Below are 24452 nucleotides of genomic sequence, written 5' to 3'. Positions count from 1 at the left end.
GGCACTCCCCGGACGTATCGGCCTAGAGCTTGCGCAGCGACAGCCGTTGCACCTTGTGGTCCGGTCCCTTGCGCAGCACCAGGTTGGCGCGGCCGCGGGTGGGGGCCACATTCTGTTGCAGGTTGGGCTTGTTGATGGTGCGCCACATCATGCGGGCGTAGTCCAGCGCCTCCTCCTCGGAGACCTGGGTGTACTTGCGGAAGTACGAGAACGGGTTCTGGAAGGCGGTCGCGCGCAGTTTGCGGAAGCGGCCGAGGTACCACTGCTCGATGTCCTCGGTGCGCGCGTCCACGTAGACGGAGAAGTCGAAGAAGTCGGCGAGCCCGAGGCGGGTGCGGCCGTCCTTGCCGGGCAGGGCGGGCTGGAGGACGTTGAGGCCCTCGACGATGAGGATGTCGGGGCGGTGCACGGTCAGCCGCTCGCCGGGCACGATGTCGTAGATGAGGTGGGAGTACACCGGGGCGGTCACCTCCGCCTTGCCCGCCTTCACGTCCGCCACGAAGCGGGTCAGCGCCCGGCGGTCGTACGACTCGGGGAAGCCCTTGCGGGACATCAGCCCGCGCCGGTGCAGTTCGGCGTTGGGGAAGAGGAAACCGTCCGTGGTGATCAGCTCGACCCGCGGGTGCTCCGGCCAGCGCGCGAGCAGCGCCTGCAACAGCCGTGCGGTGGTGGACTTGCCGACCGCCACGCTGCCCGCGACCCCTATGACGAACGGCGTGCCGGGCTGCGCGCCCTGGCCCCCGCCCGCATCGCCCAGAAAGGTGTTCAGGGCGCCCCGCAGATTGCTGGTCGCCCCCACATACAGGTTCAGCAGCCGCGACAGCGGCAGATAGACGTCCCGTACCTCTTCCAGGTCGATGACATCTCCCAGGCCGCGCAGCCGTTCGACCTCGTCGGCCGTCAGCGGCAGCGGTGTCTTCTCCCGCAGGGCGCTCCACTGAGCGCGCGTCAGATCGACGTACGGGGAACTCTCGGCGCGGCGTCGCTGCTGCGCATCGGTCGTGAGGGGCACGCGCCCCATTGTGCGCAGGCGGGCCGCCGGGCCTCGCGCGGGGGGCCGGAGCGGGGGTGTCGTGAGGGGAGGCGGGCGGGTTCGTCCCGGGGGTGCCGTGAGCGCCTGTACCAGACGGATATTGCCCGGTACGGTCGCTGGAGGACGAGACAGGTGAGACAGGGGGTGGGCGTGCGCACGCGCCTGTTGGGACTGCTCCGAGCGCGGTCCGAGGAGAAGCGCCAGGGCCTGGCGAACGACGACGCCGCCGCGGCCGCCTTCGCCGCCCGGATCCGCGCGGAACTGGCCGAGGACCTGCCCGAGGACGACCTCGACGAGGACCTCGCCGACATTCTGGCGACCTATGAACGCGGCAGCCGGCCCGGTACGGACGAGGATGAGCACGAGGAGTGCTTGGAGATGGTGCGGGAGGCGCTGGAGCGGATAGAGCGGGGCTACTAGGGCCTGCCCGCCGGGCGGGCGCCGGCCCGTGCACCCGGCCGCGGGCCGCGCGGGGGTGTGCGGGGGAGGGGGTCGTAGGCTGCCTCCATGTGCGGAATCGTGGGTTATGTGGGAGGGCAGTCCGCCCTCGACGTCGTGCTGGCCGGGCTGAAACGGCTGGAGTACCGCGGGTATGACTCGGCGGGGGTGGCCGTGCTGGCCGACGGAGGGCTGGCGGCGGCCAAGAAGGCGGGGAAGCTGGCCAATCTGGAGAAGGAGCTGGCGGACCGGCCGCTGCCCACGGGGGCGACCGGGATCGGGCACACCCGGTGGGCCACGCACGGCGCGCCGACGGACGAGAACGCCCATCCCCATCTGGACAACGCGGGGCGGGTGTCGGTCGTCCACAACGGGATCATCGAGAACTTCGCCGCGCTGCGGGCGGAACTGGCCGACCGCGGGCACGTCCTGGCGTCCGAGACGGACACCGAGGTCGTGGCGCATCTGCTCGCCGAGACGTATTCGTCGTGCGGTGAGCTGCCCGAGGCGATGCGGCAGGTGTGCCGGCGGCTGGAGGGGGCGTTCACGCTGGTGGCGGTGCATGCGGACGCGCCGGATCTGGTGGTCGGGGCGCGCCGGAACTCGCCGCTGGTGGTCGGGATCGGGGAGGACGAGGCGTTTCTCGCCTCCGATGTCGCGGCGTTCATCGCGCACACCCGCGAGGCCGTCGAACTGGGCCAGGACCAGGTCGTGGAGCTGCGCCGGGACGGCGTCACGGTGACGGACTTCGAGGGCGCGCCGGCGCCGGTGCGGGCGTACCACGTCGACTGGGACGCCTCGGCCGCCGAGAAGGACGGCCACGACTACTTCATGCTCAAGGAGATCGCGGAGCAGCCGAAGGCCGTGGCCGACACGCTGCTGGGCCGTGTCGACGGCTCCGGGGTGCTCTCCCTGGACGAGGTGCGTATTTCCGGGGAGGTGCTGCGGGAGGTCGACAAGGTCGTCATCGTGGCCTGCGGTACGGCGTATCACGCGGGAATGATCGCCAAATACGCGATCGAGCACTGGACGCGGATTCCGTGCGAAACGGAATTGGCGAGCGAATTCCGCTACCGCGACCCCATTCTCGACCGGCGGACGCTGGTGATCGCCATCAGCCAGTCCGGCGAGACGATGGACACGCTGATGGCGCTGCGGCACGCCCGCGAACAGGGCGCCAAGGTGCTCGCCATCTGCAATACGAACGGCTCGACCATTCCGCGGGAATCGGATGCGGTGCTCTATACGCATGCCGGTCCGGAGGTCGCGGTGGCGTCGACCAAGGCGTTTCTGACGCAGCTGGTGGCGTGCTATCTCGTGGCGCTCTACCTCGCGCAGGTGCGGGGCAACAAATGGGGCGACGAGATCCGCGACGTGGTGTGCGAGCTGGCGGCCATGGGCGAGAAGGTCCAGGAAGTGCTCGGGACCATGGAGCCGGTGCGCGAACTGGCGCGGGGCCTGGCGGACAAGAACACCGTGCTGTTCCTGGGGCGGCACGTCGGCTATCCGGTGGCGCTGGAAGGCGCGCTCAAGCTCAAGGAACTCGCGTATATGCACGCGGAGGGCTTTGCGGCCGGTGAGCTCAAGCACGGCCCCATTGCGCTGATCGAGGACGATGTGCCGGTCGTCGTGGTCGTGCCGTCGCCGCGCGGGCGCTCCGTGCTCCACGACAAGATCGTGTCCAACATCCAGGAGATCCGGGCCCGCGGGGCGCGCACCATCGTCATCGCGGAGGAGGGCGACGAGGCGGTGGCCCCGTACGCCGATCACCTCGTACGGATTCCGCAGACGCCGGTGCTGCTCCAGCCGCTGGTGGCCTCCGTACCGCTCCAGGTGTTCGCCTGCGAGCTGGCCACGGCGCGCGGCAACGAGGTCGACCAGCCCCGCAATCTCGCCAAGTCGGTGACGGTGGAATGACCGGGCGGACGAGCGGGCGGCGGGGGCGCGGGTGATTATCGGGGTCGGGATCGATGTCGCCGAGATCGACCGGTTCGACGCGGCGCTGAGGCGTACGCCGGAACTGGCCCAACGGCTGTTCATCGAGAAGGAGTTGATGCTGCCCAGCGGGGAGCGGCGGGGCATCGCCTCCCTGGCGGCGCGGTTCGCGGCCAAGGAGGCGGTGGCCAAGGCGCTCGGCGCGCCGGGCGGGCTGCACTGGACGGATGCGGAGGTCTACGTCGAGGACAGCGGCCGTCCGCGGCTGCGGGTCCGCGGCACGGTCGCGGCCTGCGCGGCCGAACTCGGGGTGCGCTCCTGGCATGTGTCGCTCAGTCACGATGCGGGCGTGGCCTCGGCGGTGGTGATCGCCGAGGGGTGAGCCCCGGCGCGGGGGTTCGCGTCTGACGGGCCCCCGCCCTGGCCGCGGTGTGAGACTGGCCCCATGAGGACTGCCTACAGCGTTCAGACCGTACGGGCCGCCGAGCGCGAGCTGATGGCGCGGCTGCCGGAGGGGGCCCTGATGCAGCGGGCGGCGGCCGGACTGGCCGTGGCCTGTGCGGAGTTGCTGGGACGGGTGTCCGGCAGCCGGGTGACGCTGCTGGTGGGCAGCGGGGACAACGGCGGGGACGCGCTGTACGCCGGCGCCCGGCTGGCGCGGCGCGGCGCCGGAGTGACGGCCGTGCTGCTGTCGCCGGAGCGGGCGCACCGCGCCGGCCTGGCCGCGCTGCGGGCGGCCGGCGGGCGGGTCTCGGGCGATGCGCGGCGCGATCTGGGCCGGGCCGATCTGGTGGTGGACGGGATCGTGGGGATCGGGGGGCGCGGCGGACTGCGCGCCGAGGCCGCCCGACTCCTGTCCGCGGTGGGCGAGTCGGCGCTCGTGGTGGCCGTCGATCTGCCCAGCGGCGTGGACGCGGACAGCGGCGAGGTGGCCGGGGACGCCGTCCGCGCCGATGCGACGGTGACGTTCGGGGCGTACAAACCGGGGCTGCTGATCGATCCGGCGCGGGAGCGGGCGGGGGCGCTGCGCCTGGTGGACATCGGGCTGACGCTGCCGCCGGACGCCGAGGCGGTGGCGTTGCAGCATGCGGACGTGGCGGAGCTGCTGCCGCGCCCGGCGGCCGAGAGCGACAAGTACCGGCGGGGCGTGGTTGGCGTCGTCGCCGGGTCCGCGCGCTATCCGGGGGCGGCGGTGCTGGCCGTGGCCGGTGCCCTGCGCGGCGGTGCGGGGGCGGTGCGGTACGTGGGCCCGGCCGCCGATGCGGTGCTGGCGCGCTTCCCGGAGACGCTGGTGCACGCCGGGCCGCCGCACCGGGCGGGGCGGGTGCAGGCGTGGGTGATCGGGCCGGGCCTGGGGGACGAGTCGGCGGCGCTGGACGACGTCCTGGCGGCGGAGGTGCCGGTGCTGGTGGATGCGGACGGACTGCGGTTCCTGACGCCGGAGCGGGTACGCCGCCGCGGCGCCGGCACCCTGCTGACCCCGCACGCCGGGGAGGCCGCCGCCCTGCTCGGATGCGGTCGCGAGCAGATCGAGGCGGCCCGGCTGCGCTCCGTACGGGAGCTGGCCGCGCGCTATGGGGCGACGGTGCTGCTCAAGGGCTCGACGACCCTGGTGGCGGGCGCCTCGGGCCCCGTACGGGTCAACCCGACCGGGACCGGCTGGCTCGCCACGGCGGGCAGCGGCGATGTGCTGTCCGGGGTGACCGGATCGCTGCTGGCCGCGGGGCTGCCGCCGCTGGACGCGGGTTCCGTGGGGGCGTATCTGCACGGGCTGGCCGCCCGCCGCGCCGCCGGCCCGACGGGCGCGCCGATCCTGGCCATGGAGGTGGCCGACCACCTGGGGGAGGCGTGGCGGGACGTGTGGGACTGACAGCGGGACGTGCGGGACGGAAAGCGGCGCCCGTTACGCCCGGCGGGGGAACGCCACGGGCCACCAGGGCGAACCTGCCGGGCGGCGGGCGGTGCGGGCGTCGGCTCACGGGATGGGTGAGTGCATGAACCGCACCCTCCCGGCGCTGCTGGTCGGCGCCTCGCTGCTCACGTTTGTCGCCGTGCCCGCGGCCGCCGCGCGCCCGACTCCCGTAGTGCATCCGGCCGACGTCGGCCGGTCCGTGGCGCGTCTGGCCGCCTCCGGGGCGCAGGCCGTCGCCCTCCCGCCGTCCCGGGGCCGGGCCGCCGCGCGGCCGCTGTCCCGTATGAGCTTCGCGCGGGCGGCCGCCGCCGACGCACAGCCCCTGCCGCAGCCGCACGCCACCACGCCCCGGCCGCACCCGCCCGCCGACGACGCCTCCGGGCTGGTCCCCGGCCTCCCGCAACGCGACCCCTACCAGCAACAGCAGGAGCAGCAGAAGCTGCCCGACCGCGCCCTGCCGCCGAACATCCCGCGCGGCCGTATGCCCCAGGAGCCCGAGCCGGACCGGCCGCTCGGCCCCGTACGGCACATCGAGCTGGTGCCCCGGTCCGAGGTGCAGGGCGAGGGCGGTGCGAAGGTGAAGTGCAGCCCCTCGACCGGGCCCGCCCAGAAGGCGGTCGAGGAGTTCCTGGAGCGGGAGCCGGACGGAGTGCAGTCCCCCGAGGACTGCCAGGCGATCCGTTCCTTCCAGCGGGCCCACCAGATCGAGCCGGCGACCGGCTTCGCCGGGCCGGTCACCGGCGCCGTGGTGCGGCTGCTCCGGGCCCAGAAGGACCCCAACCACGACCAGCGGTGCCCGGAGCGCACCGTGCGGGTGGTCTGCGTGGACCTCAACCGGCAGCTCCTGTGGGTGCAGCAGGACGGCGAGGTGGTCTTCCGCCCGGTGGCCGTGCGTTCCGGCCGGCCGCAGATGGACACCCGTAACGGCACGTACCGGATCTACTGGCGCCACAAGAACCACATGTCGTCGCTCTACCACACGCCGATGCCGTTCGCGCAGTTCTTCGACGGCGGGGAGGCGCTGCACGGGGTCTACGACGACGTCTATGCGGGCGCCGGCTCGCACGGCTGCATCAACCTCCAGTTCGAGGACTCGGAGAAGCTGTGGGGACTGCTCGACAGGAACGACCTGGTGTACGTCTGGGGCCACAAGACCGGCGTGTGAGGCCCGGGTGACGCGCCTTTTCGTGCCGGTGGCCCGGGACGGCGCGGGCCCGCCTGCGACACTGAGGGGGATGAACGAGACAGCGAAGCGGGCCCGCGCCGTGATCGACCTCGCCGCCGTGCGGTCGAATGTGCGTACGCTGCGAGGCCGCGCACCCGGTGCAGAGCTGATGGCCGTCGTCAAGTCCGACGGCTACGGACACGGCGCGGTGCCCTGTGCCCGCGCCGCCCGCGAAGCGGGAGCGGCCTGGCTGGGCACCGCCCTGCCCGAGGAGGCGTTCGCGCTGCGCGCGGCCGGTGACACCGGCCGGCTGCTGTGCTGGCTGTGGACACCGGGCGGCCCGTGGGCCCGTGCCATCGAGCAGGACATCGATGTGACGGTCAGCGGTCTGTGGGCGCTGCGCGAGGTCACCGAGGCGGCCCGCGCCTGCGGCCGTACGGCCCGGGTCCAGCTCAAGACCGACAGCGGGCTGGGCCGCAACGGCTGCCAGCCCGCCGACTGGCCCGAGCTGACCGCGGCGGCCGCCAAGGCCGAGGCCGACGGCGCCGTCAGGATCACCGGGGTGTGGTCCCACTTCGCCTGCGCCGATGAGCCCGGCCATCCCTCGATCGCGCTCCAGCTGGCCGCCTTCCAGGACGCGCTGGCCGTCGCCGAGGCCGCCGGGCTGCGCCCCGAGGTACGGCATCTGGCCAACACCCCGGCGCTGCTGACCCTCCCCGAGTCGCACTACGACCTGGTGCGCGCCGGAATCGGCATCTACGGCGTCTCGCCCAACGCCGACCTGGGCACACCCCAGGACTTCGGGCTGCGCCCCGCGATGACCCTGGAGGCGTCGCTGGCGTCGGTCAAACGCGCCCCGGGCGGCCACGGCGTCTCCTACGGGCACCACTACACGACCCCCGGTGACACCACCCTCGCGCTGGTCCCGCTCGGCTATGCCGACGGCATCCCGCGGCACGCCTCCGGCACCGGCCCGGTGCTGGTGGCGGGCAAGCGGCGCACCGTCGCCGGACGGGTGGCGATGGACCAGTTCGTGGTCGATCTGGACGGGGACGTCGCCGAGCCGGGCGATACGGCGGTGCTGTTCGGGCCGGGCGACCGCGGCGAGCCGATCGCCGAGGACTGGGCCCGCGCGGCCGGCACCATCGGCTACGAGATCGTCACCAGGATCGGCTCGCGGGTGCCGCGGCTGTATGTGGACACCGACGCCCCGGACGGCCCGGGTGCGGACGCCGGTGGCGCGCGGCGCGCCGGTGACGTGAATATGCCGGTCGCGCAGGCGTCTGTGCGGCATACGCCTGACATGGATGCGGCCGGCATGGATACATGTGCCGTGGACACCGATACCGAAGGGGATCCGAAGGGTACGGGGGGTGCGGTATGAACGACGGCCAGGACGTGGCCGCCAAGGCGCTGGAGACGGCGGCCGATTCGGTGGGCAACTGGGCGCGGGCCGGGCGGCACGCGGGCATCGCGGGCGCCGCGATCGGCGTGATCGCGGCGGGTGCGGCGGCCGGGGTGGCGATAGAGCGGCTGACGGTGGGCCGCGGGATGCGGCGGCGGGCCCGGCTGGCGCTGGACGCCGAGGGCCCGTACGGCACCCTGCGCGGCACCCCGGGCGCGGCGGTCGCCGAGGACGGCACCGAGCTGTACTACGAGGTGGACGAGCCGGGCGAGCTGCCGGGCGCGACGGGCAACGGCGGCAAGCCGGCCAAGAACGCCAAGAACGCGAAGAACGGCAAGGGCGCCAAGGGCGCGAAGAACGGCAAGGACGACACCCGCGCCGTACCGGCCGGAGCGGGCACGCAGGGCGTCCGCAAAAGACTGCTGACGGCGCTGGGCCGCCGCGCGGTGGCCCCGACCGTCGTCTTCAGCCACGGCTACTGCCTGACCCAGGACTCCTGGCACTTCCAGCGCGCCGCGCTGCGCGGCATCGTCCGCACCGTCCACTGGGACCAGCGCAGCCACGGCCGCTCGGCGCGCGGCCACGGCCAGATCGACGGTACGGATCCGGTCACCATCGATCTGCTGGGCCGGGATCTGAAGGCGGTGCTGGACACCGCGGTGCCCGAGGGGCCGATCGTGCTGGTCGGGCACTCCATGGGCGGCATGACGGTGATGGCGCTGGCCGACCAGTTCCCCGAGTTCGTCGCGGAGCGGGTGGCCGGGGTGGCGCTGATCGGCACCTCGGCGGGCCGGCTGAGCGAGGTGTCCTACGGGCTGCCGTCGATGGGCGTGAAGGCGTTCCACGCCCTGGCCCCGGGCCTGCTCAAGGCGCTGGGCTCGCAGAGCGACATCGTCGAGCGGGGGCGGCGGGCCACCGCCGATCTGTTCGCCGGGCTGATCAAGCGGTATTCGTTCGGGACGCCCGAGCAGGTGGACCCCGGGGTCGCACGGTTCGCCGAGCGGCTGATCGAGGCGACCCCGATCGATGTGGTCGCCGAGTTCTATCCGGCCTTCGCCGTTCACGACAAAACCGATGCGGTGGTGTCCTACGACACCAAACCGGCGCTGGTGCTCGCCGGGGAGCGGGATCTGATCACCCCCGCCGACCACAGCCGCACCATCGCCGAGCTGCTGCCGCACGCCGAACATCTGGAGGTTCCCGGCGCCGGGCATCTGGTGATGCTGGAGCGGCCCGAGCTGGTCAACGACCAGCTGGTGTCGCTGGTGGAACGGGCCAGCGCCGCGGCCCGCGGCTCGCGCTCGGCCCGGGCCTGAGAGACGGGCCCGGGAGCGGGGTCGGCGACCCGGGCGCGTCCGGGCCGTACCATTTGCGGCATGAGCACCACCGGAGCGATTGCCCATGTCACCGTCAAGTCCCCCGACCAGATGCAGGAGTTGGGCCGCAGACTGGCCTCCTTGCTGCGCCCCGGCGATCTGGTGCTGCTCAGCGGTGAGCTGGGCGCGGGCAAGACGACGCTGACCCGCGGCCTGGGCGAGGGCCTGGGCGTTCGCGGCGCGGTGACCTCGCCCACCTTCGTCATCGCCCGCGTGCACCCCTCGCTGACCGGCGGGCCCGCCCTGGTGCACGTCGACGCCTACCGCCTGGGCGGCGGCCTCGACGAGATGGAGGACCTGGACCTCGATGTCTCGCTGCCGGAGTCGGTGGTGGTCGTGGAGTGGGGCGACGGCAAGGTCGAGGACCTGTCCGAGGACCGGCTGCATGTCGTGATCGGGCGCACGGTGGGCGCCGACGGGCCGGCCCTCGACGCGCCCCCGGAGGCCGAGGTGGACGATGTGCGCGAGGTGACGGTCACCGGGATCGGGCCGCGCTGGGCGGATGCGGGCCTGGGTCGCCTGGAGAACGGCTGACGCCCGGCCGTCCGGTCCCGCACACCCGCTCCGGCCCGTGGCGCACGCCCGTCACCCCGTAGCGCACCCCGTTGCCCGTAGTTTCCGACAAGGCGTCGGCATGATGTTGCGCCGGTGGTACCGCGCGTGGTCACATGGGTGGGGAGAGTCCCGGTTAGGTCAGCCTAAGTTGCCGGCCGGGCCGCCGCTTGTTCCAGAAGCCCGGGAGGCGTCCATGTCGGCCCATCAGCCTTCCCCCATGCCTGACGGGCGCGGGGGCGTCCCCGTTCCGGCGGACCGGCGCGCCGACCGCGCGGCGCCCGAGCAGCCGCCGACGATGAACCAGCTGCTGGCGGCGTGCGCCGCGGCCAGCGCCGTCTCCACACCGCCCGATGCCGCGGCGCAGAGCCGTACGGACCGGCAGCCCGAGCCGGAAGGCCCCGCGTCCACCAAGGGCCGCGACGCCGCATAGCCCATAGGGGCGAAGTCGTACGACGGCCGGACGACGCGCCGGGAGCCCCCTCGGCCCCTCAGGTCAGCCCGTCACGTGAGGCCCTCAGGCGACCACGACGACCTTCGTGCCGATCAGTGCGAAGTCCCACATCGCCTTGCCGTCGGCCCGGTACTCCCGCACCCCGCCGGTCCGCTTGGTCGGTGACGGCTTCGGGACGGTGCCGTCGACCGCCGCGCTGAAGCCGATCACCACGCCGTCGGTCTTGGCGAACAGCACCACATGCTCGATGGCGAGACCGTCCGAGCCGGTCAGGCTCACCGAGCGCTGGGTGACCCGGTAGCTCCCGGCCGCCGGGCTGACCGTGCTGGGCGTGACCTGGTACGTCCGCAGCGCCTTGCCGTGCGCGTCCACCAGCCACACCCGCCTGGCGCCCAGGGAGTAGACCACCCGCTGGCCGGTGCCGGACGCGGCCGGGATCGCGGCGGGGTGCGGGGTGCGGTCCTTCTTCGCGGAGCGGCCGTGCTGCGCGGAGTGCCCGGCGCCCGTGCTCTCGCCGCGGGCCGCGAGGTGGTCCGGGGCGGACGCATCGGCCTGGTAGCCGAGGAAGCCGACCGCGGCCAGGGCGGCCACGGTCAGAGCGGTGACGATCGTGCTGCTCTTAGCGGGCACCGCTGTGCCACCTTTCCAGCCGCCGGGCATACGTACGGGCCGACGGTAGCACCGCAAGGGGCGGCTCCGGCCGACGCACCGGGCCCCTCCGGCCGCGCCGTAGGCTTAAGGCGTGCTGCTGCTTGCTCTTGACACCGCCACCCCCGCCGTCACCGTCGCCCTGCACGACGGCTCCCGTGTGCTGGCCGAGTCCCGCCAGGTCGACGCCCGCCGGCACGGCGAGCTGCTGCTGCCCGCCGTCGATGCGGTGCTGGCCCAGGCCGGCCGGAAGCTCGACGCGGTCAGCGACATCGTGGTCGGCGTCGGGCCCGGCCCGTACACGGGCCTGCGCGTCGGCCTGGTCACGGCCGCGACCTTCGGGTCCGTCCTCGGCGTCCCCGTGCACGGCCTGTGCTCGCTCGACGGCATCGCCCACGCCTCCGGACTGGAGGAGCCCTTCGTGGTGGCGACGGATGCCCGCCGCAAGGAGGTCTACTGGGCGAGATACGCCAACGCCCGCACGCGGGTGACCGAGCCCGCCGTGGACCGCCCCGCCGATATCGCCGACCAGGTGGCCGGGGTGCCGGCCGTGGGCGCGGGCGCCCTGCTCTACGACGAGGTCTTCACCGGCGTACGGCGCGAGGGCCCCGAGCACCAATCCGCGGCCGCGCTCGCCTCCCTCGCCGCCGAAAAGCTCGCGGCGGGCGAGGAGTTCCTGCCCGACCGGCCGCTGTATCTGCGCCGTCCCGACGCCCAGGTCCCCGCCAACTACAAGGTGGTCACCCCCAAGTGACTGGCCCCGTTCTGCGCGAGATGCGCTGGTGGGACATCGAACCGGTGCTGGCGCTGGAGCTCGACCTGTTCCCCGAGGACGCGTGGTCGGAGGGGATGTTCTGGTCGGAGCTGGCCCATGCGCGCGGCGCGGCCGCCACCCGTCGCTACCTCGTCGCCGAACTGGCCGGCCGCCTCGTCGGCTACGGCGGCCTGTGCGCCATCGACGGCACCGGCGACATCCAGACCATCGCCACCGCCCGCGACCAGTGGGGCACCGGCCTCGGCGCCCGCCTGCTGACCGCCCTGCTCTCGGCCGCCACCGCCTTCGAGTGCCGCGAGGTGCTGCTGGAGGTACGGGTGGACAACCTCCGCGCACAGCGCCTCTACGAGCGTTTCGGCTTCGAGCCGATCGGCTTCCGGCGCGGCTACTACCAGCCGGGCAACGTCGACGCCCTGGTCATGCGCCTGATACCCGCGGCCGCCGAGTCGACCGCACCCCCCGCAGATCCCGCACACGGAACCCAAGGAAACCCGACCCATGGCTGACGAACCGCTCGTCCTCGGCATCGAGACCTCCTGCGACGAGACCGGAGTCGGCATCGTCCGAGGCCACACCCTGCTGGCCGACGCGGTCGCCTCCAGCGTCGACGAACACGCCCGCTTCGGCGGCGTCGTCCCCGAGGTGGCCTCGCGGGCGCATCTGGAGGCGATGGTCCCCACCATCCAACGGGCCCTGAAGGACGCCGGGGTGGCGGCGAGCGACCTCGACGGCATCGCGGTCACCGCGGGCCCCGGCCTCGCGGGCGCGCTGCTGGTCGGCGTCTCGGCCGCCAAGGCGTACGCCTACGCCCTGGGCAAGCCGCTCTACGGCGTCAACCACCTGGCCTCGCACATCTGCGTCGACCAGCTCGAACACGGCGCGCTGCCGGAGCCGACCATGGCCCTGCTGGTCTCCGGCGGCCACTCCTCGCTCCTGCTGGCCCCCGACATCACCTCGGACGTCCGCCCGCTGGGCTCGACCATCGACGACGCGGCCGGCGAGGCGTTCGACAAGATCGCGCGGGTCCTCCAGCTCGGCTTCCCCGGCGGCCCGGTCATCGACCGCTACGCCCGCGAGGGCGACCCGGACGCCATCCGCTTCCCGCGCGGGCTGACCGGCCCCCGCGACCCGGTCTACGACTTCTCCTTCTCCGGCCTGAAGACCGCGGTCGCCCGCTGGATCGAGGCCAAGCGATCGGCCGGCGAGGACGTCCCGGTGGCGGATGTCTCGGCGTCCTTCCAGGAGGCCGTGGTGGACGTGCTGACCCGTAAAGCCGTACGGGCCTGCAAGGACCACGGCGTCGACCACCTGATGATCGGCGGCGGCGTCGCCGCCAACTCCCGCCTGCGCGCCCTGGCCCAGCACCGCTGCGAGGCCGCCGGCATCACCCTGCGGGTCCCGCGCCCCAAGCTGTGCACCGACAACGGTGCGATGGTCGCGGCCCTGGGCGCAGAGATGGTGGCCCGCAACCGGCCGTCCTCGGACTGGGGGCTGTCGGCGGATTCGTCGTTGCCGGTCACGGAGACGCATGTGCCGGGGGAGGGTCATGCCCATGGGCACGGTCACACCCATGACCATGTGCACGAGCTGAGCAAGCAGAACCTCTACTCCTGACCGTCCCCGGCCGGGTGCCCCAGCAGCATCGTGGGTGCGCCCGCGGCCCGGGTCAGGAAGATCGTGCAGGACCGCGTGCCGCCGCCGAGCTTCAGCTTCTTGCGCAGCTCCTCCGGTGACACCGCCGACCCCCGCTTCTTGATCACCGCGATGCCGACCTCGCGTTCGCGCAGCAGGGCGCGCAGCTTCTTGACGTTGAAGGGGAGGACGTCGGTGATCTCGTAAGCGGTGGCGTACGGCGTCGGCGTCAGCTCGTCGGCCGTGATGTACGCGATGGTCGGGTCGATCAGGCGGCCGCCGACCTGCTGCGCCACGTCGGCCACCAGGTGGGCCCGGATGACGGCGCCGTCCGGCTCGTACAGATAGCGGCCGACGGGGCCAACAGGGGGGCGGTGCGAAGCACCTCCGGCCGGGGTGGTGGTCGGGCGACGGGTGGGCGGGTCGGGCAGGCCGGCGCCCAGCAGGGTGGCGCCGCCGGGCAGGAGGGTGGCGCGGCGGCCGCCGGGGCGGGTGCCGCGGCCGAACCAGACCACCGCCTCCTTGACGTCGCCGCCGTCGGAGATCCACTCCGTCTCGGCGTCGTCCGGGAGCGCCTCGTGCGGGACGCCGGGGGCGATCTTCAGCGCGGCGTAGGGAGCCGTACGGGCCGCCTCGATCGCCCAGGAGAGCGGCGGGGAATACGCCTCGGGGTCGAAAATCCGGCCGCCGCGGGCCTTGCTCCGCCGCGCCGGGTCGACGAACACCGCGTCGTATCCGGCGGTGTCCACCTCCGTCACATCCGCGCAGCGCACCTCGATCCGGTCGGCCAGCCCCAGGGCCTCGGCGTTGGCGCGGGCGGCGGCGCAGGCCAGGGGGTCGCGGTCGACGGCGAGGACGGAGATCCCGGCGCGGGCCAGGGCGAGGGCGTCGCCGCCGATGCCGGAGCACAGGTCGGCCAGCGTACGGACGCCGAGGGCGGCGAGCCGGGCGGCGCGGTGGGCGGCCACCGTGGCGCGGGTGGACTGCTCGACCCCGTTCGGCGTGAAGTACATCCGCCGGGCGTCGTCCCCGAACTTCGCCGCCGCGCGCTGTCGCAGCCGCGCCTGGCCGAGCGCGGCGGACACCAGGGGCGCGGGGTGGCTGCGGCGCAGCCGGGTCGCGACGGTCAGGTCGTCGGCCGGGTCGTGGTCGCGCAGGGCGGTCAGCAGCTCCTGCCCCTCGGGGGCGAGCAGTGCGGAGAAGGTGTCGAGGTCGGTCACCTGCCCCATTGTGGGCCAGTCGGCTGACCGCTCCGGCGTGGTGGGTTGTGTCGCCGCCCTATGGCGTCGATCCGATGCCAAGATCCGGTTTATGCAGATTGTCAGATTTTTCCGAACCGGTGCGGTGCGCGGCACCGCCGTGCACGCGGGTACGGACGAGGGTGCGGCCACGGGGGCCGCCGCCAGGGCTCGGGGCCTGGCGGCCCTCTCCGTACTCGGAATGCTGGCCGCCGGCTGCGGCGTGCACGGCGAGGACCTGCTGGACAACGTGCCGGCCGGTCCCGTCGTCGTCGCGCCCGACGCCCGCGCACTGCACTCCCAGGCCCGCAGGATGGTCGACTCCCATGTGCGGCAGGTGACGGCGGCGCAGCACTACGGGCTGCCCGGGGCGCCGTTCAGCGAACCGCGGCCGCCGGCCTTCAAACCGTTCCTGAGGACCGAGCCGAAGCTGGCCCGAGGCGACGGGGAGGGCCTGCCCGCGGTGATCACCCGGGTGCCGACCCGCGCCAAGGTGGTGTTCCTGACGGTCGACGACGGCGCCGCCAAGGACTCCGCGTTCGTCCGGGTGATGCGGGAACTCGACGTGCCCTTCACGGCGTTGACCACCTCGCACGGGCATCCGCTGGACCACCTGCGCCCCGCCGAGCAGCGCACCGCGATCTGCCGCTTGCAGGACGCGCTGCGGGGCAACGGCAGGGAGCGGCCGCGCCTGTTCCGGCCGCCGTTCGGCGCCTACAGCCGCGACACCCTGAAGATGGCGGCCGCCTGCGGCGCCAAGGTCGTACCGCTGTGGAACGAGGAGGCGTCCCCCGGCAAGGTCGCCTACCGCGAACACGACCACCGGCTGCACCCCGGCGACATCGTCCTGCTCCGCATCGACGTCCACCCCGGTGAGCACCGGCCGCTGCTGGCGGCGGCCGCGCTGCGCGCCCTGCGCACCGCCCATGACCAGGGCTTCGCCGTCGGGCGGCTGGAGGACTACGTCTGAGGCGCCAGGCGGTCCGCCCGGCGCGGCCGCGGCCCCTCCGGCTCGCGGCGGCGCTGGGCGGTGTCGCTGATGCGCAGCAGCAGCCCGACCATCACCCAGTTCGCGACGAGCGACGAGCCTCCCTTGGCGAGGAAGGGCAACGCCTTGCCGGTGAGCGGGATCAGGCCGGTGACGCCGCCGGAGACGACGAAGACCTGGAGCATCAGCGCGCTGGCGAGCCCGACGGCCAGCAGCTTGCCGAAGGGGTCGCGGGAGGACAGGGCCACCCGCAGCCCGCGCTGGGCGAGCAGTACGTAGAGCATCAGGACGGCCATCAACCCGGCCAGGCCCAGCTCCTCGCCGACGGTGGTGAGGATGAAGTCGCTGTTGGCGGCGAAGCGGATCAGTTCGGGATGGCCCTGGCCCAGCCCGGTGCCGCCGACGCCCCCGGTGCCGAAGCTGAAGAGCGCCTCACCCAGCTGCTGCGACAGTCCGGCCTTCATTCCCTCGGGGGTGAAGGCGGCCATGGGGTCCAGCCAGGCGGTGACCCGCCCGTGCACATGCGGTTCGAGCGAGCCGACGGCCCCCGCGCCGACCACGGCCATCAGCAGGCCGCAGACCACCCAGCTGGTGCGCTCGGTCGCCACGTACAGCATGATCACGAACACCCCGAAGAAGATCAGCGAGGTGCCCAGGTCCCGTTCGAAGATCAGCACCATGAGGCTGATGGCCCAGATGGTGAAGATCGGCCCGAGCTGCCGCCCCGGGGGCAGCCGCATGCCCAGGACGCGACGGCCGGTCAGCGCCAGGGCGTTGCGGTTGAGCGTCAGGTAGCCGGCGAAGAAGACGGCTATCGCGATCTTGACGAATTCGCCGGGCTGGAGCGAGAGCGGCCCGATGAAGATCCAGCGCTTGGCGCCGTAGGTGTCGCCGTGGGAGAAGGCCGGGGCCATCAGCAGCACCAGGGCGACCGCCATCGTCAGATAGAGGTAGCGCTGGAGCCGCCGGTAGTCGCGCAGCAGGACCAGCACTCCCGTGCAGGCCGCCACCCCGATCCCGGTCCACACCAGCTGGCCGGTGGCCGCCGGCGGTGTCTGGAGCCCGGGGTGCGCCTTGTAGGTGATGTCCAGGCGGCTCAGCAGTACCAGCCCGAGCCCGGTCAGCAGCGTCGTCAGCGGCAGGAGCAGCGGGTCGGCGCGGGGCGCGAAGCGGCGCAGCACCAGGTGCGGCAGCCAGGCGACCGAGAGCATCGCGACGGTGAAGAGGGGCAGGCCGGACGGGAGCCGGCCGGTCATCGACAGGCCGGCGTAGGCGTAGCCGAAGACGGCGATCAGCACGACGAGGGCGAGCAGCCAGGCCTCGGTCCGGCGGCGGTCCGGAGCCTGGGCGAGAGCGGCGAAGGTCATGGTGCTCTCGACGTCGCTCTCCCTTCTCCGGACAGCCCGGAAAGCGCTGGTCGGTCCGCGCACGCGAGTCCTCCGCTGTGGGGTCTGCCCTGGTCCTGGAGACCTCGGGGAAGGGGGGTACGTCGTCGGTCTACATCGTCCGGCATGCAGTCGCGGGCCCTGGCGGCAGGGCCGGATCCGGTTCGGCAGTCCCGGGAAAAGACGTGGGTGCGGTGCGTACGGTTGCCACCGATGCGAGAGGTGTGTCCGAATTCCTGCACCCCGCGGCCGGTATTCGCCCTGCCCGGGCGACAGGCCGGGACCCCGATTGGCACTCCGCTTGACCGAGTGCTAACCGCGTCATAGTGTCAGCGTTGGCACTCTCCACCGGGGAGTGCCAACTACGCGCGACGGGCAGGTCCGGCACCCGCGACGACGGATCCACCTGGTCGCCACCTCAGACAGTTAACCCCGTGAGATCTCCGAAGGGGGAGGTCGGATCGTGACGACCGCCAGCTCCAAGGTTGCCATCAAGCCGCTTGAGGACCGCATCGTGGTCCAGCCGCTCGACGCCGAGCAGACCACGGCTTCGGGCCTGGTCATCCCGGACACCGCGAAGGAGAAGCCCCAGGAGGGCGCCGTCCTCGCCGTGGGCCCGGGCCGCTTCGAGAACGGCGAGCGCCTGCCGCTCGACGTCAAGGTCGGTGACGTCGTTCTCTACAGCAAGTACGGCGGCACCGAGGTGAAGTACAACGGCGACGAGTACCTCGTCCTCTCGGCCCGCGACGTGCTCGCGGTCATCGAGAAGTAATTCACCGAGTTTTGCCTTGATCTGCGCCCCTGGTTCCCGCGTTCTCACCGACCGGGGCAGGGGCGCAGTTCGTATGAGCGACATGAGCGATAGCGGTCCCGGCGGCGAGGCCGACGATCGCGACGAGAGGACTTAGAGCAACTCATGGCGAAGATTCTGAAGTTCGACGAGGACGCCCGTCGCGCCCTTGAGCGCGGCGTCAACAAGCTGGCCGACACGGTCAAGGTGACGATCGGCCCCAAGGGCCGCAACGTCGTCATCGACAAGAAGTTCGGTGCCCCGACCATCACCAACGACGGTGTCACCATCGCCCGCGAGGTCGAGGTCGAGGACCCGTACGAGAACCTGGGCGCCCAGCTCGTCAAGGAGGTGGCGACCAAGACCAACGACATCGCGGGTGACGGCACCACCACCGCCACCGTGCTGGCCCAGGCGCTGGTCCGCGAGGGCCTGCGCAACGTCGCCGCGGGTGCCTCCCCGGCCGCCCTGAAGAAGGGCATCGACGCGGCGGTCAAGGCTGTCTCCGACGAGCTGCTGGCCACCGCCCGCCCGATCGACGACAAGTCCGACATCGCCGCCGTGGCCGCGCTCTCCGCGCAGGACAAGCAGGTCGGCGAGCTGATCGCCGAGGCGATGGACAAGGTCGGCAAGGACGGTGTCATCACCGTCGAGGAGTCCAACACCTTCGGTCTGGAGCTGGACTTCACCGAGGGCATGGCCTTCGACAAGGGTTACCTGTCGCCCTACATGGTCACCGACCAGGAGCGCATGGAGGCCGTCCTCGAGGACCCCTACATCCTCATCCACCAGGGCAAGATCGCCTCCATCCAGGACCTGCTGCCGCTGCTGGAGAAGGTCATCCAGGCCGGTGGCTCCAAGCCGCTGCTGATCATCGCCGAGGACGTCGAGGGCGAGGCCCTGTCCACCCTCGTCGTCAACAAGATCCGCGGCACCTTCAACGCGGTGGCCGTCAAGGCCCCCGGCTTCGGTGACCGCCGCAAGGCGATGCTCGGCGACATGGCCACCCTCACCGGTGCCACCGTCATCGCCGAGGAGGTCGGCCTCAAGCTCGACCAGGCCGGTCTGGACGTGCTGGGCACCGCCCGCCGCGTGACCGTCACCAAGGACGACACCACCATCGTCGACGGCGGCGGCAACAGCGCCGACGTCGAGGGCCGCGTCGCCCAGATCAAGGCCGAGATCGAGACCACCGACTCGGACTGGGACCGCGAGAAGCTCCAGGAGCGCCTGGCCAAGCTCGCCGGCGGCGTCTGCGTCATCCGCGTCGGCGCGGCCACCGAGGTCGAGCTCAAGGAGAAGAAGCACCGTCTGGAGGACGCCATCTCCGCGACCCGCGCCGCGGTCGAGGAGGGCATCGTCTCCGGTGGTGGCTCCGCGCTCGTCCACGCCGTGAAGGTGCTGGACGGCAACCTCGGCAAGGAGGGCGACGAGGCCACCGGTGTCGCCGTCGTCCGTCGCGCCGCCGTCGAGCCGCTGCGCTGGATCGCCGAGAACGCGGGCCTCGAGGGCTACGTGATCACCGCCAAGGTCGCCGAGCAGGACAAGGGCCAGGGCTTCAACGCCGCCACCGGCGAGTACGGCGACCTGGTCAAGGCCGGCGTCATCGACCCGGTCAAGGTCACCCGCTCCGCCCTGGAGAACGCCGCCTCCATCGCCTCCCTGCTCCTGACGACCGAGACCCTGGTCGTCGAGAAGAAGGAAGAGGAAGAGGCCGAGGCCGGTCACGGCCACGGTCACGCGCACTGACGCACAGCTGTGCAGCCGGCCGGCGGCCGGCGGCAGGCCCCTGTCCCCGCTCGTCAGCGGCGGGGACAGGGGCCCTTGCTTTGCGCGGGCTCGGGTGAAGGCCCGGGTCAGATCACGCCCAGCTGCCGCATCAGGCCCACGGCGTCGTAGTGCCACCAGCCTTCCTGGATCTTTCCGTCACGGAACCGGAAGGTCGTGGTCCCGGTCATGGTGCACTGCTTGCCGGTCGGCTGGACGCCCAGGAACGCGCCCTTGTGCAGACCGGTCCAGGTCCACCGGGTGACGACATCGTCGCCCTGGGCGATCTGGTCATGGAGGGTGAAGGCGAAGTCGAAGGCGGCGCGCCAGTGGGTGACGTCCTCGCGGATGACGTCGGAACCGGTCACGGTCTCCGCCTCCTTCAGCACGTCGTGGTCCCGGTAGTCGGGCGCGTACACCTGGCCGACGATGTCGAGATCGCCCGCGACGCAGATCTCTTCGAAGACCCGGCGGGCGGTTGCGGTGTTCAACTGTTCGTCCCGGACGACATCGAGGTCGGTGAAGGACGGCATCCCGTCGCAGAGCGCCACCATCTCCTGGAAGAGCCGGTCGGTCTCCGGGAGGTGGGAGTTCTTCATCGCCTCTTCGTGCGAGGGGAATTCGACGATCTCGACGTAGTGCGACGCATCGGTCCGGTCCTGCCCGACGAGGCTGTGGGTGGCGGTCCGTTTGCCCTTGGTCTGCTCGACCCACTTGTCCATGAGGGTGTTCATGCCGTCGGGCCGCTCGGTCTTGTAGTCGATTATCTGTACGAATTTCATGGCGCCTCCCGGACTGGGTGGGACACGTCCATTTTAGTGAGGAATGCCCCCTTCCAGGCGTTCCTCTTCTCTGTGATCAGGCGCTCTGTGATCAGGCGGAGCGGTCCTGAGCCGTCGGATGCACCGGGTCCGCGAACGGCAGACCGGCCGCGAACCGCGCCACCTCGTCCAGCGCCCAGTCGGCCAGGCGGTGCAGTTCGCCGCCCAGCGAACCGGCGATATGCGGGGTGAGCAGGACGTTCGGGAGGTCGTACAACGGGGAGTCGGCAGGCGGGAGTTCGGGGTCCGTGACATCCAGGACCGCATGGAGGCGCCCGGACAGCAGCTCGGGAAGCAGGGCCGTTTCATCGACCAGGGAGCCGCGGGCGGTATTGATCAGGGTGGCACCGTCCGGCATCAGGGCCAGCTCGCGCGCGCCGACCAGATGGCGGGTGGCGTGCAACTGCGGGGCGTGCACGGTGACGATGCCGCTGTCGGCGCAGAGGGTGTCGAGGGACACCGCCGTCGCGCCCAGCCGGTCGGCCCCGGCCGCGTCGACGTACGGATCGTGCAACAGAACCCGCAGGTCGAACGGCCGCAGCAGCTCGATGAGACGCCGGCCGATCCGCGACGCCCCGACGACGCCGACGGTGCGGCCGTAATTACCGGCGCCGGTCATCTCGCGCTGCCAGTCGTACCGGGCGCGCGAGGTGCGATAGCGGTGTGCGGCATACAGCACACGCTTGTTGGCGAAGAGAATCGCGGCGAGGGCGTATTCGGCCACGGGCAGCGCATTGACGGAAGCCGCCGAGGCGACGGCGATACCGCGCTCCCAACAGGCGTCGGTGACAAGCGGTTTGACCGATCCGGCGGCATGCACGACGGCCCGGAGCCGCGGCGCCGCGGCAAGCACCCGTTCGGTCAGGGGCGGCGCACCCCAGCAGGTCAGGAGCACCTCGGCGTCGGCGAGCGCGGCGGCGACCTCGGGGGTGGGGTGGGCGAGGGCGTGCGCGACGAGACAGGGATCGGTACGGACGAGGGTCGTCAGACGGGTGCGGTGACGGGCGGTCAGCAGCTGGTCGGCGATACCGGGACCCATCGACAGCAGCAGCGTGGGCCGGGCGGGGGTGTCGGCGGTCGGATCCATGGCGCGAGTGTCGCCGTCACGTGGGCTCGTGGGGAGGTAGCCCCGCCGACGACTGCCGCCTGGAACCGTCGAGAACCGGTGAGGGCGCCTTGGCGCCGCGGAGAGGCGGTCTTCGGTAGAAAGGGATGCGAGGGGGCGACGGATGCAGCGGGTACCCGTACACAGGCGGTGAATGATGGTCCCTCAGCCGGCCGCGCAGGCCCCCTTCCCGCTCCCGCCCGAGGACCGCCGCCGTAGCCCCTACACCGGCTGGACCCGTGCCCACTGGGAGGCCACGGCCGACGCGCTGCTGCGTGCCACCGTCCCGTACGCCTCCCCGCGGCACGCGCTGATCGTCCTTCCCGGCGCGCGCCCCAGCTGCTCCGGGACCCGCTCGGACGGTCTCGAAGGCTTCGCCCGCACGTTCCTCCTGGCCGCCCTCCGGGTCGCCGGCGGCGACGGCCGCGATCCGCAGGGCCATCTGCCCCGCTACGCCGAGGGCTTGACCGCGGGACCGCGGAACCCCACCGCCGGGCGGGAGCTGACCACCGGTCATCCCGACTCCTGGCCGACCATCCCCGCCATCCGCCAGGCCCGGGTGGAAGCCGCCTCCATCGCCCTGGGCCTCCGCCTCACCCGCCCCTGGCTCTGGGACACGCTGGACCAGCGGGCCCGTACCCGCCTGGCCGACTGGCTGCTGCCCGCGCTCACCCCGTCCCCCGTGGACAACAACTGGTGGCTCTTCGGCCTCGCCGTCGCCGGCTTCCTCCAGGACGTGGGCATCGAGCCGCTCCGCGCCCAGGAGGCCATCGACCGCGCGCTGAACCGCATCGAGGACTGGTACCTGGGCGACGGCTGGTACTCCGACGGCGACAACCGTGCGTTCGACCACTACAACGCCTGGGCCCTGCATTTCCATCCCGTGCTGCACGCCCACCTCGCCTCGGAGGCGTCCCTGCTGGCCACGTACGGCGAGCGCCTGTGCGCCCATCTGGCCGACCACACCCGCCTCTTCGACGCCATCGGCGCGCCGCTGCCCTTCGGACGCTCCCTCACCTACCGTTTCGCCGCCACCGCCGCCCCCTGGCTGGGCGCCCTCACCGGCCACACCCCGCTCGCCCCGGGCGCCACCCGCCGCCTCGCCTCCGGGACCCTGCGCCATTTCCTCGACCGGGGCGCCGTCGACGGCAACGGACTGCTGTCCCTCGGCTGGTACGGCCCCTATGCCCCCATGCTCCAGAGCTACTCGGGCCCGGCGTCCCCCTACTGGGCGGCCAAGGGATTCCTCGGCCTGCTCCTGCCCCCCGACCACCCGGCCTGGACGGACACCGAAGAACCCCTCCCCGCCGAAACGCAGGACACGGCCAAGCCCCTGGGCCCCACCGGCCTGCTCCTCCACTCCACCGCCTCCGACGGCCTGGTCCGCCTCCACAACCACGGCAGCAACTCGCCGCTCGCCGCCTGCGATCCGCACTACTCCCGCTTCGCCTACTCCACCCGCACCGGCCCGACGGCCGATGACGCACCGGCCGACAACCATTTCGCCCTGCTCCTCGACGGCCGCCCCACCACCCGCGGCCCCGCCGCACCCCACGGCTCGGGCCCCGACTGGGCCGCCTCCGTGCAGACCCCCCACCGGGCCGACGGCACCGCGCTCCCCGGCATCCGGCTCCTGTCCGCCACCGCCGTCCACGGCCGCACCGAAGTCCGCGCCCACCTGGTCACCGGCGCCCCACCCGGCACCCCCGTACGCCAGACCGGCTGGGCCACCACCCCCGACGGCCCCACCGCCCAGCTCCACCCCGCCCACGGCTACCGCGGACCGGCCACCCAAACCCCCACCGGCAGCACCCCGTTCGGCCCCCGGACCCGCACGTCCGTCCTGGAGGGCTACACCACACCAGACCCGCAGGGCACCCTCTTCGTCGCCCTGGCCTCGCTCACCGGCGACCCGGCCCCCGCACCCGTAGGCGAACTGGTCACCACGACCATCAAGGGCACCACCCTCCACATCACCTGGCAGGACGGCACCAGCACCCACCTACCCCTGAACCCCCCACCCACGGGAGGCGCCGGGCCGTAGCGGCGAAGCCGTGCAGGCCCGGCGCCGCGGCCGAACAGCCGCGCAGCGACAACAAAAAACAGCGGCGCCGCACCCGGCAACGCACGCCTGAGGCAGAGCGTCGGTGCACGGCGCCGAGCCGGCAACGTACGGAAACGTACGGAAACGTACGGAGAAGCCCCCTAGCGCGGCCCGTACTTCCGCCCCGTCCGCGACGACAGCCCGCCCAGCACCCCGCGAGGCGCCAGCTTCACCGCGCCCATCAGCGCCTTGTACCGCGGATCCGGAATCGACAGCGACTTCCCCCGCAACAGGTCCTTCATCGCCGCGTCCACGAGCTTGTCCGCGTCCAGCCACATCCACCCGGGGATGTTGTCCGTGCCCATCCCCGCGCGCTGGTGGAACTCGGTCCGTACGAACCCCGGGCACAGCGCCATCAGCCGCACCCCGCTGCCCGCCAGATCCCGCGCCGCGCCCTGGGTGAACTGCACCACCCACGCCTTGCTCGCCCCGTACGTCCCCCGCGGCACGAACGCCGCCACCGACGCCACATTGACCACCGCACCCCGCCGGCGCTCCCGCATCCCGCGCACCGCCGCCGACGTCAGCCGCAGCACCGCCTCGCAGTGCACCTTGAGCATCTTCAGCTCGTCGGCCATCGGCACTTCCAGGTACTCGCCCTTGTTGCCGAAGCCGGCGTTGTTCACCAGTACGTCCACCGGGTGCTTCGACTCGCCGAGCCGCGCCTCGATCGCGCCGATGCCCTCCTCGGTCGCCAGATCGGCGACCAGCACCTCCGCCTCGATGCCGTGCCGGTCGTGCAGTTCGGTGGCCTGCTCGCGCAGCCGCTTCTCATCGCGCGCCACCAGCACCACGTTGTGGCCGTCGCCCGCCAGCCGCCGGGCGAACGCCGCCCCGATGCCCGCCGTCGCTCCCGTGATCAATGCAGTCGTCATACGGGCACGCTATCGGCCCGGCTCGCCCGTCCCCCACCCCGAACGGACCCGCAA

General features: G+C 72.6%; 23 protein-coding genes. 16 read left to right on the top strand and 7 right to left on the bottom strand.

Going from position 1 to position 24452, the window contains the following annotated elements:
• Window positions 1-22: 22 nt before the first annotated feature.
• The gene (gene coaA, locus B1H19_RS18390; protein ID WP_203237181.1) at window positions 23-1021 is read right to left on the bottom strand and encodes a type I pantothenate kinase; all 999 of its coding nucleotides are present in this window, start codon (window positions 1019-1021) and stop codon (window positions 23-25) included.
• Window positions 1022-1183: 162 nt separating this feature from the next.
• Here coaA and B1H19_RS18385 point away from each other — a divergent pair, with 162 nt between their 5' ends.
• The 9 genes from B1H19_RS18385 (at window position 1184) to B1H19_RS18345 (ending at window position 10249) form a co-directional block, all read left to right on the top strand.
• Complete coding sequence (locus tag B1H19_RS18385; RefSeq protein WP_083109730.1) at window positions 1184-1453, top strand: hypothetical protein; 270 nt, start codon at window positions 1184-1186, stop codon at window positions 1451-1453.
• Window positions 1454-1540: 87 nt separating this feature from the next.
• Window positions 1541-3388 carry a glutamine--fructose-6-phosphate transaminase (isomerizing) gene (gene glmS, locus B1H19_RS18380; protein WP_083105769.1) on the top strand — a complete coding sequence of 616 codons (1848 nt, stop codon included), beginning with the start codon at window positions 1541-1543 and terminating at the stop codon, window positions 3386-3388.
• 31 nt (window positions 3389-3419) lie between these two features.
• Entirely contained in the window at window positions 3420-3788 is a 369-nt protein-coding gene (locus B1H19_RS18375; protein ID WP_083105768.1) for a holo-ACP synthase, read from the top strand.
• Between the two features lie 63 nt (window positions 3789-3851).
• Entirely contained in the window at window positions 3852-5276 is a 1425-nt protein-coding gene (locus B1H19_RS18370) for an NAD(P)H-hydrate dehydratase (protein ID WP_083105767.1), read from the top strand.
• Window positions 5277-5400: 124 nt separating this feature from the next.
• Entirely contained in the window at window positions 5401-6483 is a 1083-nt protein-coding gene (locus B1H19_RS39855) for a L,D-transpeptidase family protein (RefSeq protein WP_237289383.1), read from the top strand.
• A 70-nt stretch (window positions 6484-6553) separates the two neighbouring features.
• The gene (gene alr / locus B1H19_RS18360) at window positions 6554-7867 is read left to right on the top strand and encodes an alanine racemase (RefSeq protein WP_083105766.1); all 1314 of its coding nucleotides are present in this window, start codon (window positions 6554-6556) and stop codon (window positions 7865-7867) included.
• Entirely contained in the window at window positions 7864-9204 is a 1341-nt protein-coding gene (locus B1H19_RS18355; protein ID WP_107426044.1) for an alpha/beta fold hydrolase, read from the top strand. The genes alr and B1H19_RS18355 overlap by 4 nt, the downstream gene beginning before the upstream one ends.
• A gap of 60 nt (window positions 9205-9264) precedes the next feature.
• Window positions 9265-9798: a tRNA (adenosine(37)-N6)-threonylcarbamoyltransferase complex ATPase subunit type 1 TsaE gene (gene tsaE / locus B1H19_RS18350; RefSeq protein WP_083105765.1), complete on the top strand. Its 534-nt coding sequence runs from the start codon at window positions 9265-9267 to the stop codon at window positions 9796-9798.
• 238 nt (window positions 9799-10036) lie between these two features.
• Window positions 10037-10249, top strand: a complete 213-nt coding sequence (locus B1H19_RS18345) for a hypothetical protein (RefSeq protein ID WP_237289382.1) — start codon at window positions 10037-10039, stop codon at window positions 10247-10249.
• An 84-nt stretch (window positions 10250-10333) separates the two neighbouring features.
• On the opposite strand, the gene B1H19_RS18340 is transcribed toward B1H19_RS18345, so the two are convergent.
• Window positions 10334-10900 (bottom strand): hypothetical protein, encoded by a 567-nt coding sequence (locus B1H19_RS18340; RefSeq protein ID WP_107426042.1) that lies wholly within the window; start codon window positions 10898-10900, stop codon window positions 10334-10336.
• Between the two features lie 112 nt (window positions 10901-11012).
• On the opposite strand from B1H19_RS18340, the gene tsaB reads away from it, so the two are divergent.
• The 3 genes from tsaB to tsaD are packed head-to-tail and all read left to right on the top strand — an operon-like array spanning window position 11013 to window position 13307.
• Window positions 11013-11672: a tRNA (adenosine(37)-N6)-threonylcarbamoyltransferase complex dimerization subunit type 1 TsaB gene (gene tsaB / locus B1H19_RS18335; protein ID WP_083105762.1), complete on the top strand. Its 660-nt coding sequence runs from the start codon at window positions 11013-11015 to the stop codon at window positions 11670-11672.
• Window positions 11673-11692: 20 nt separating this feature from the next.
• The gene (gene rimI, locus B1H19_RS18330) at window positions 11693-12199 is read left to right on the top strand and encodes a ribosomal protein S18-alanine N-acetyltransferase (RefSeq protein WP_083109727.1); all 507 of its coding nucleotides are present in this window, start codon (window positions 11693-11695) and stop codon (window positions 12197-12199) included.
• Window positions 12192-13307, top strand: a complete 1116-nt coding sequence (gene tsaD / locus B1H19_RS18325; protein WP_083105761.1) for a tRNA (adenosine(37)-N6)-threonylcarbamoyltransferase complex transferase subunit TsaD — start codon at window positions 12192-12194, stop codon at window positions 13305-13307. Before rimI ends, tsaD begins: the two co-directional genes overlap by 8 nt.
• Here tsaD and B1H19_RS18320 read toward each other — a convergent pair.
• Complete coding sequence (locus B1H19_RS18320; protein ID WP_083105760.1) at window positions 13298-14554, bottom strand: class I SAM-dependent methyltransferase; 1257 nt, start codon at window positions 14552-14554, stop codon at window positions 13298-13300. The two genes, tsaD and B1H19_RS18320, sit on opposite strands and share 10 nt — an antisense overlap.
• 82 nt (window positions 14555-14636) lie before the next feature.
• Here B1H19_RS18320 and B1H19_RS18315 point away from each other — a divergent pair, with 82 nt between their 5' ends.
• Window positions 14637-15533, top strand: coding sequence for a polysaccharide deacetylase family protein (locus B1H19_RS18315; protein WP_083105759.1), 897 nt, complete (start codon window positions 14637-14639; stop codon window positions 15531-15533).
• Here B1H19_RS18315 and B1H19_RS18310 read toward each other — a convergent pair.
• A complete protein-coding gene (locus tag B1H19_RS18310; protein ID WP_083105758.1) occupies window positions 15524-16918 on the bottom strand; it encodes an FtsW/RodA/SpoVE family cell cycle protein in 1395 nt (464 codons plus the stop codon). The genes B1H19_RS18315 and B1H19_RS18310 overlap by 10 nt on opposite strands.
• Window positions 16919-17399: 481 nt before the next feature.
• On the opposite strand from B1H19_RS18310, the gene groES reads away from it, so the two are divergent.
• The gene (gene groES / locus B1H19_RS18305; protein WP_083105757.1) at window positions 17400-17708 is read left to right on the top strand and encodes a co-chaperone GroES; all 309 of its coding nucleotides are present in this window, start codon (window positions 17400-17402) and stop codon (window positions 17706-17708) included.
• Between the two features lie 144 nt (window positions 17709-17852).
• Window positions 17853-19475 carry a chaperonin GroEL gene (gene groL / locus B1H19_RS18300; protein WP_083105756.1) on the top strand — a complete coding sequence of 541 codons (1623 nt, stop codon included), beginning with the start codon at window positions 17853-17855 and terminating at the stop codon, window positions 19473-19475.
• 107 nt (window positions 19476-19582) lie between these two features.
• Here groL and B1H19_RS18295 read toward each other — a convergent pair whose 3' ends face one another.
• Together B1H19_RS18295 and B1H19_RS18290 are read right to left on the bottom strand one after the other, a co-directional pair.
• Window positions 19583-20275, bottom strand: coding sequence for an ester cyclase (locus B1H19_RS18295; protein WP_083105755.1), 693 nt, complete (start codon window positions 20273-20275; stop codon window positions 19583-19585).
• 91 nt (window positions 20276-20366) lie between these two features.
• Window positions 20367-21401, bottom strand: coding sequence for a hydroxyacid dehydrogenase (locus B1H19_RS18290; protein WP_083105754.1), 1035 nt, complete (start codon window positions 21399-21401; stop codon window positions 20367-20369).
• Between the two features lie 175 nt (window positions 21402-21576).
• Here B1H19_RS18290 and B1H19_RS18285 point away from each other — a divergent pair, with 175 nt between their 5' ends.
• Window positions 21577-23463: a DUF2264 domain-containing protein gene (locus B1H19_RS18285; protein WP_107426406.1), complete on the top strand. Its 1887-nt coding sequence runs from the start codon at window positions 21577-21579 to the stop codon at window positions 23461-23463.
• Between the two features lie 161 nt (window positions 23464-23624).
• Here the strand turns inward: B1H19_RS18285 and B1H19_RS18280 are convergent, their stop codons facing one another.
• Entirely contained in the window at window positions 23625-24398 is a 774-nt protein-coding gene (locus B1H19_RS18280; RefSeq protein ID WP_083105752.1) for an SDR family NAD(P)-dependent oxidoreductase, read from the bottom strand.
• Window positions 24399-24452: the final 54 nt, after the last annotated feature.

The organism is Streptomyces gilvosporeus (assembly GCF_002082195.1).
In the GTDB taxonomy this organism is placed as follows: domain Bacteria; phylum Actinomycetota; class Actinomycetes; order Streptomycetales; family Streptomycetaceae; genus Streptomyces; species Streptomyces gilvosporeus.
Note: the sequence above shows the minus strand (reverse complement) of the source record. Positions and strands in the feature narration are given on the sequence as shown.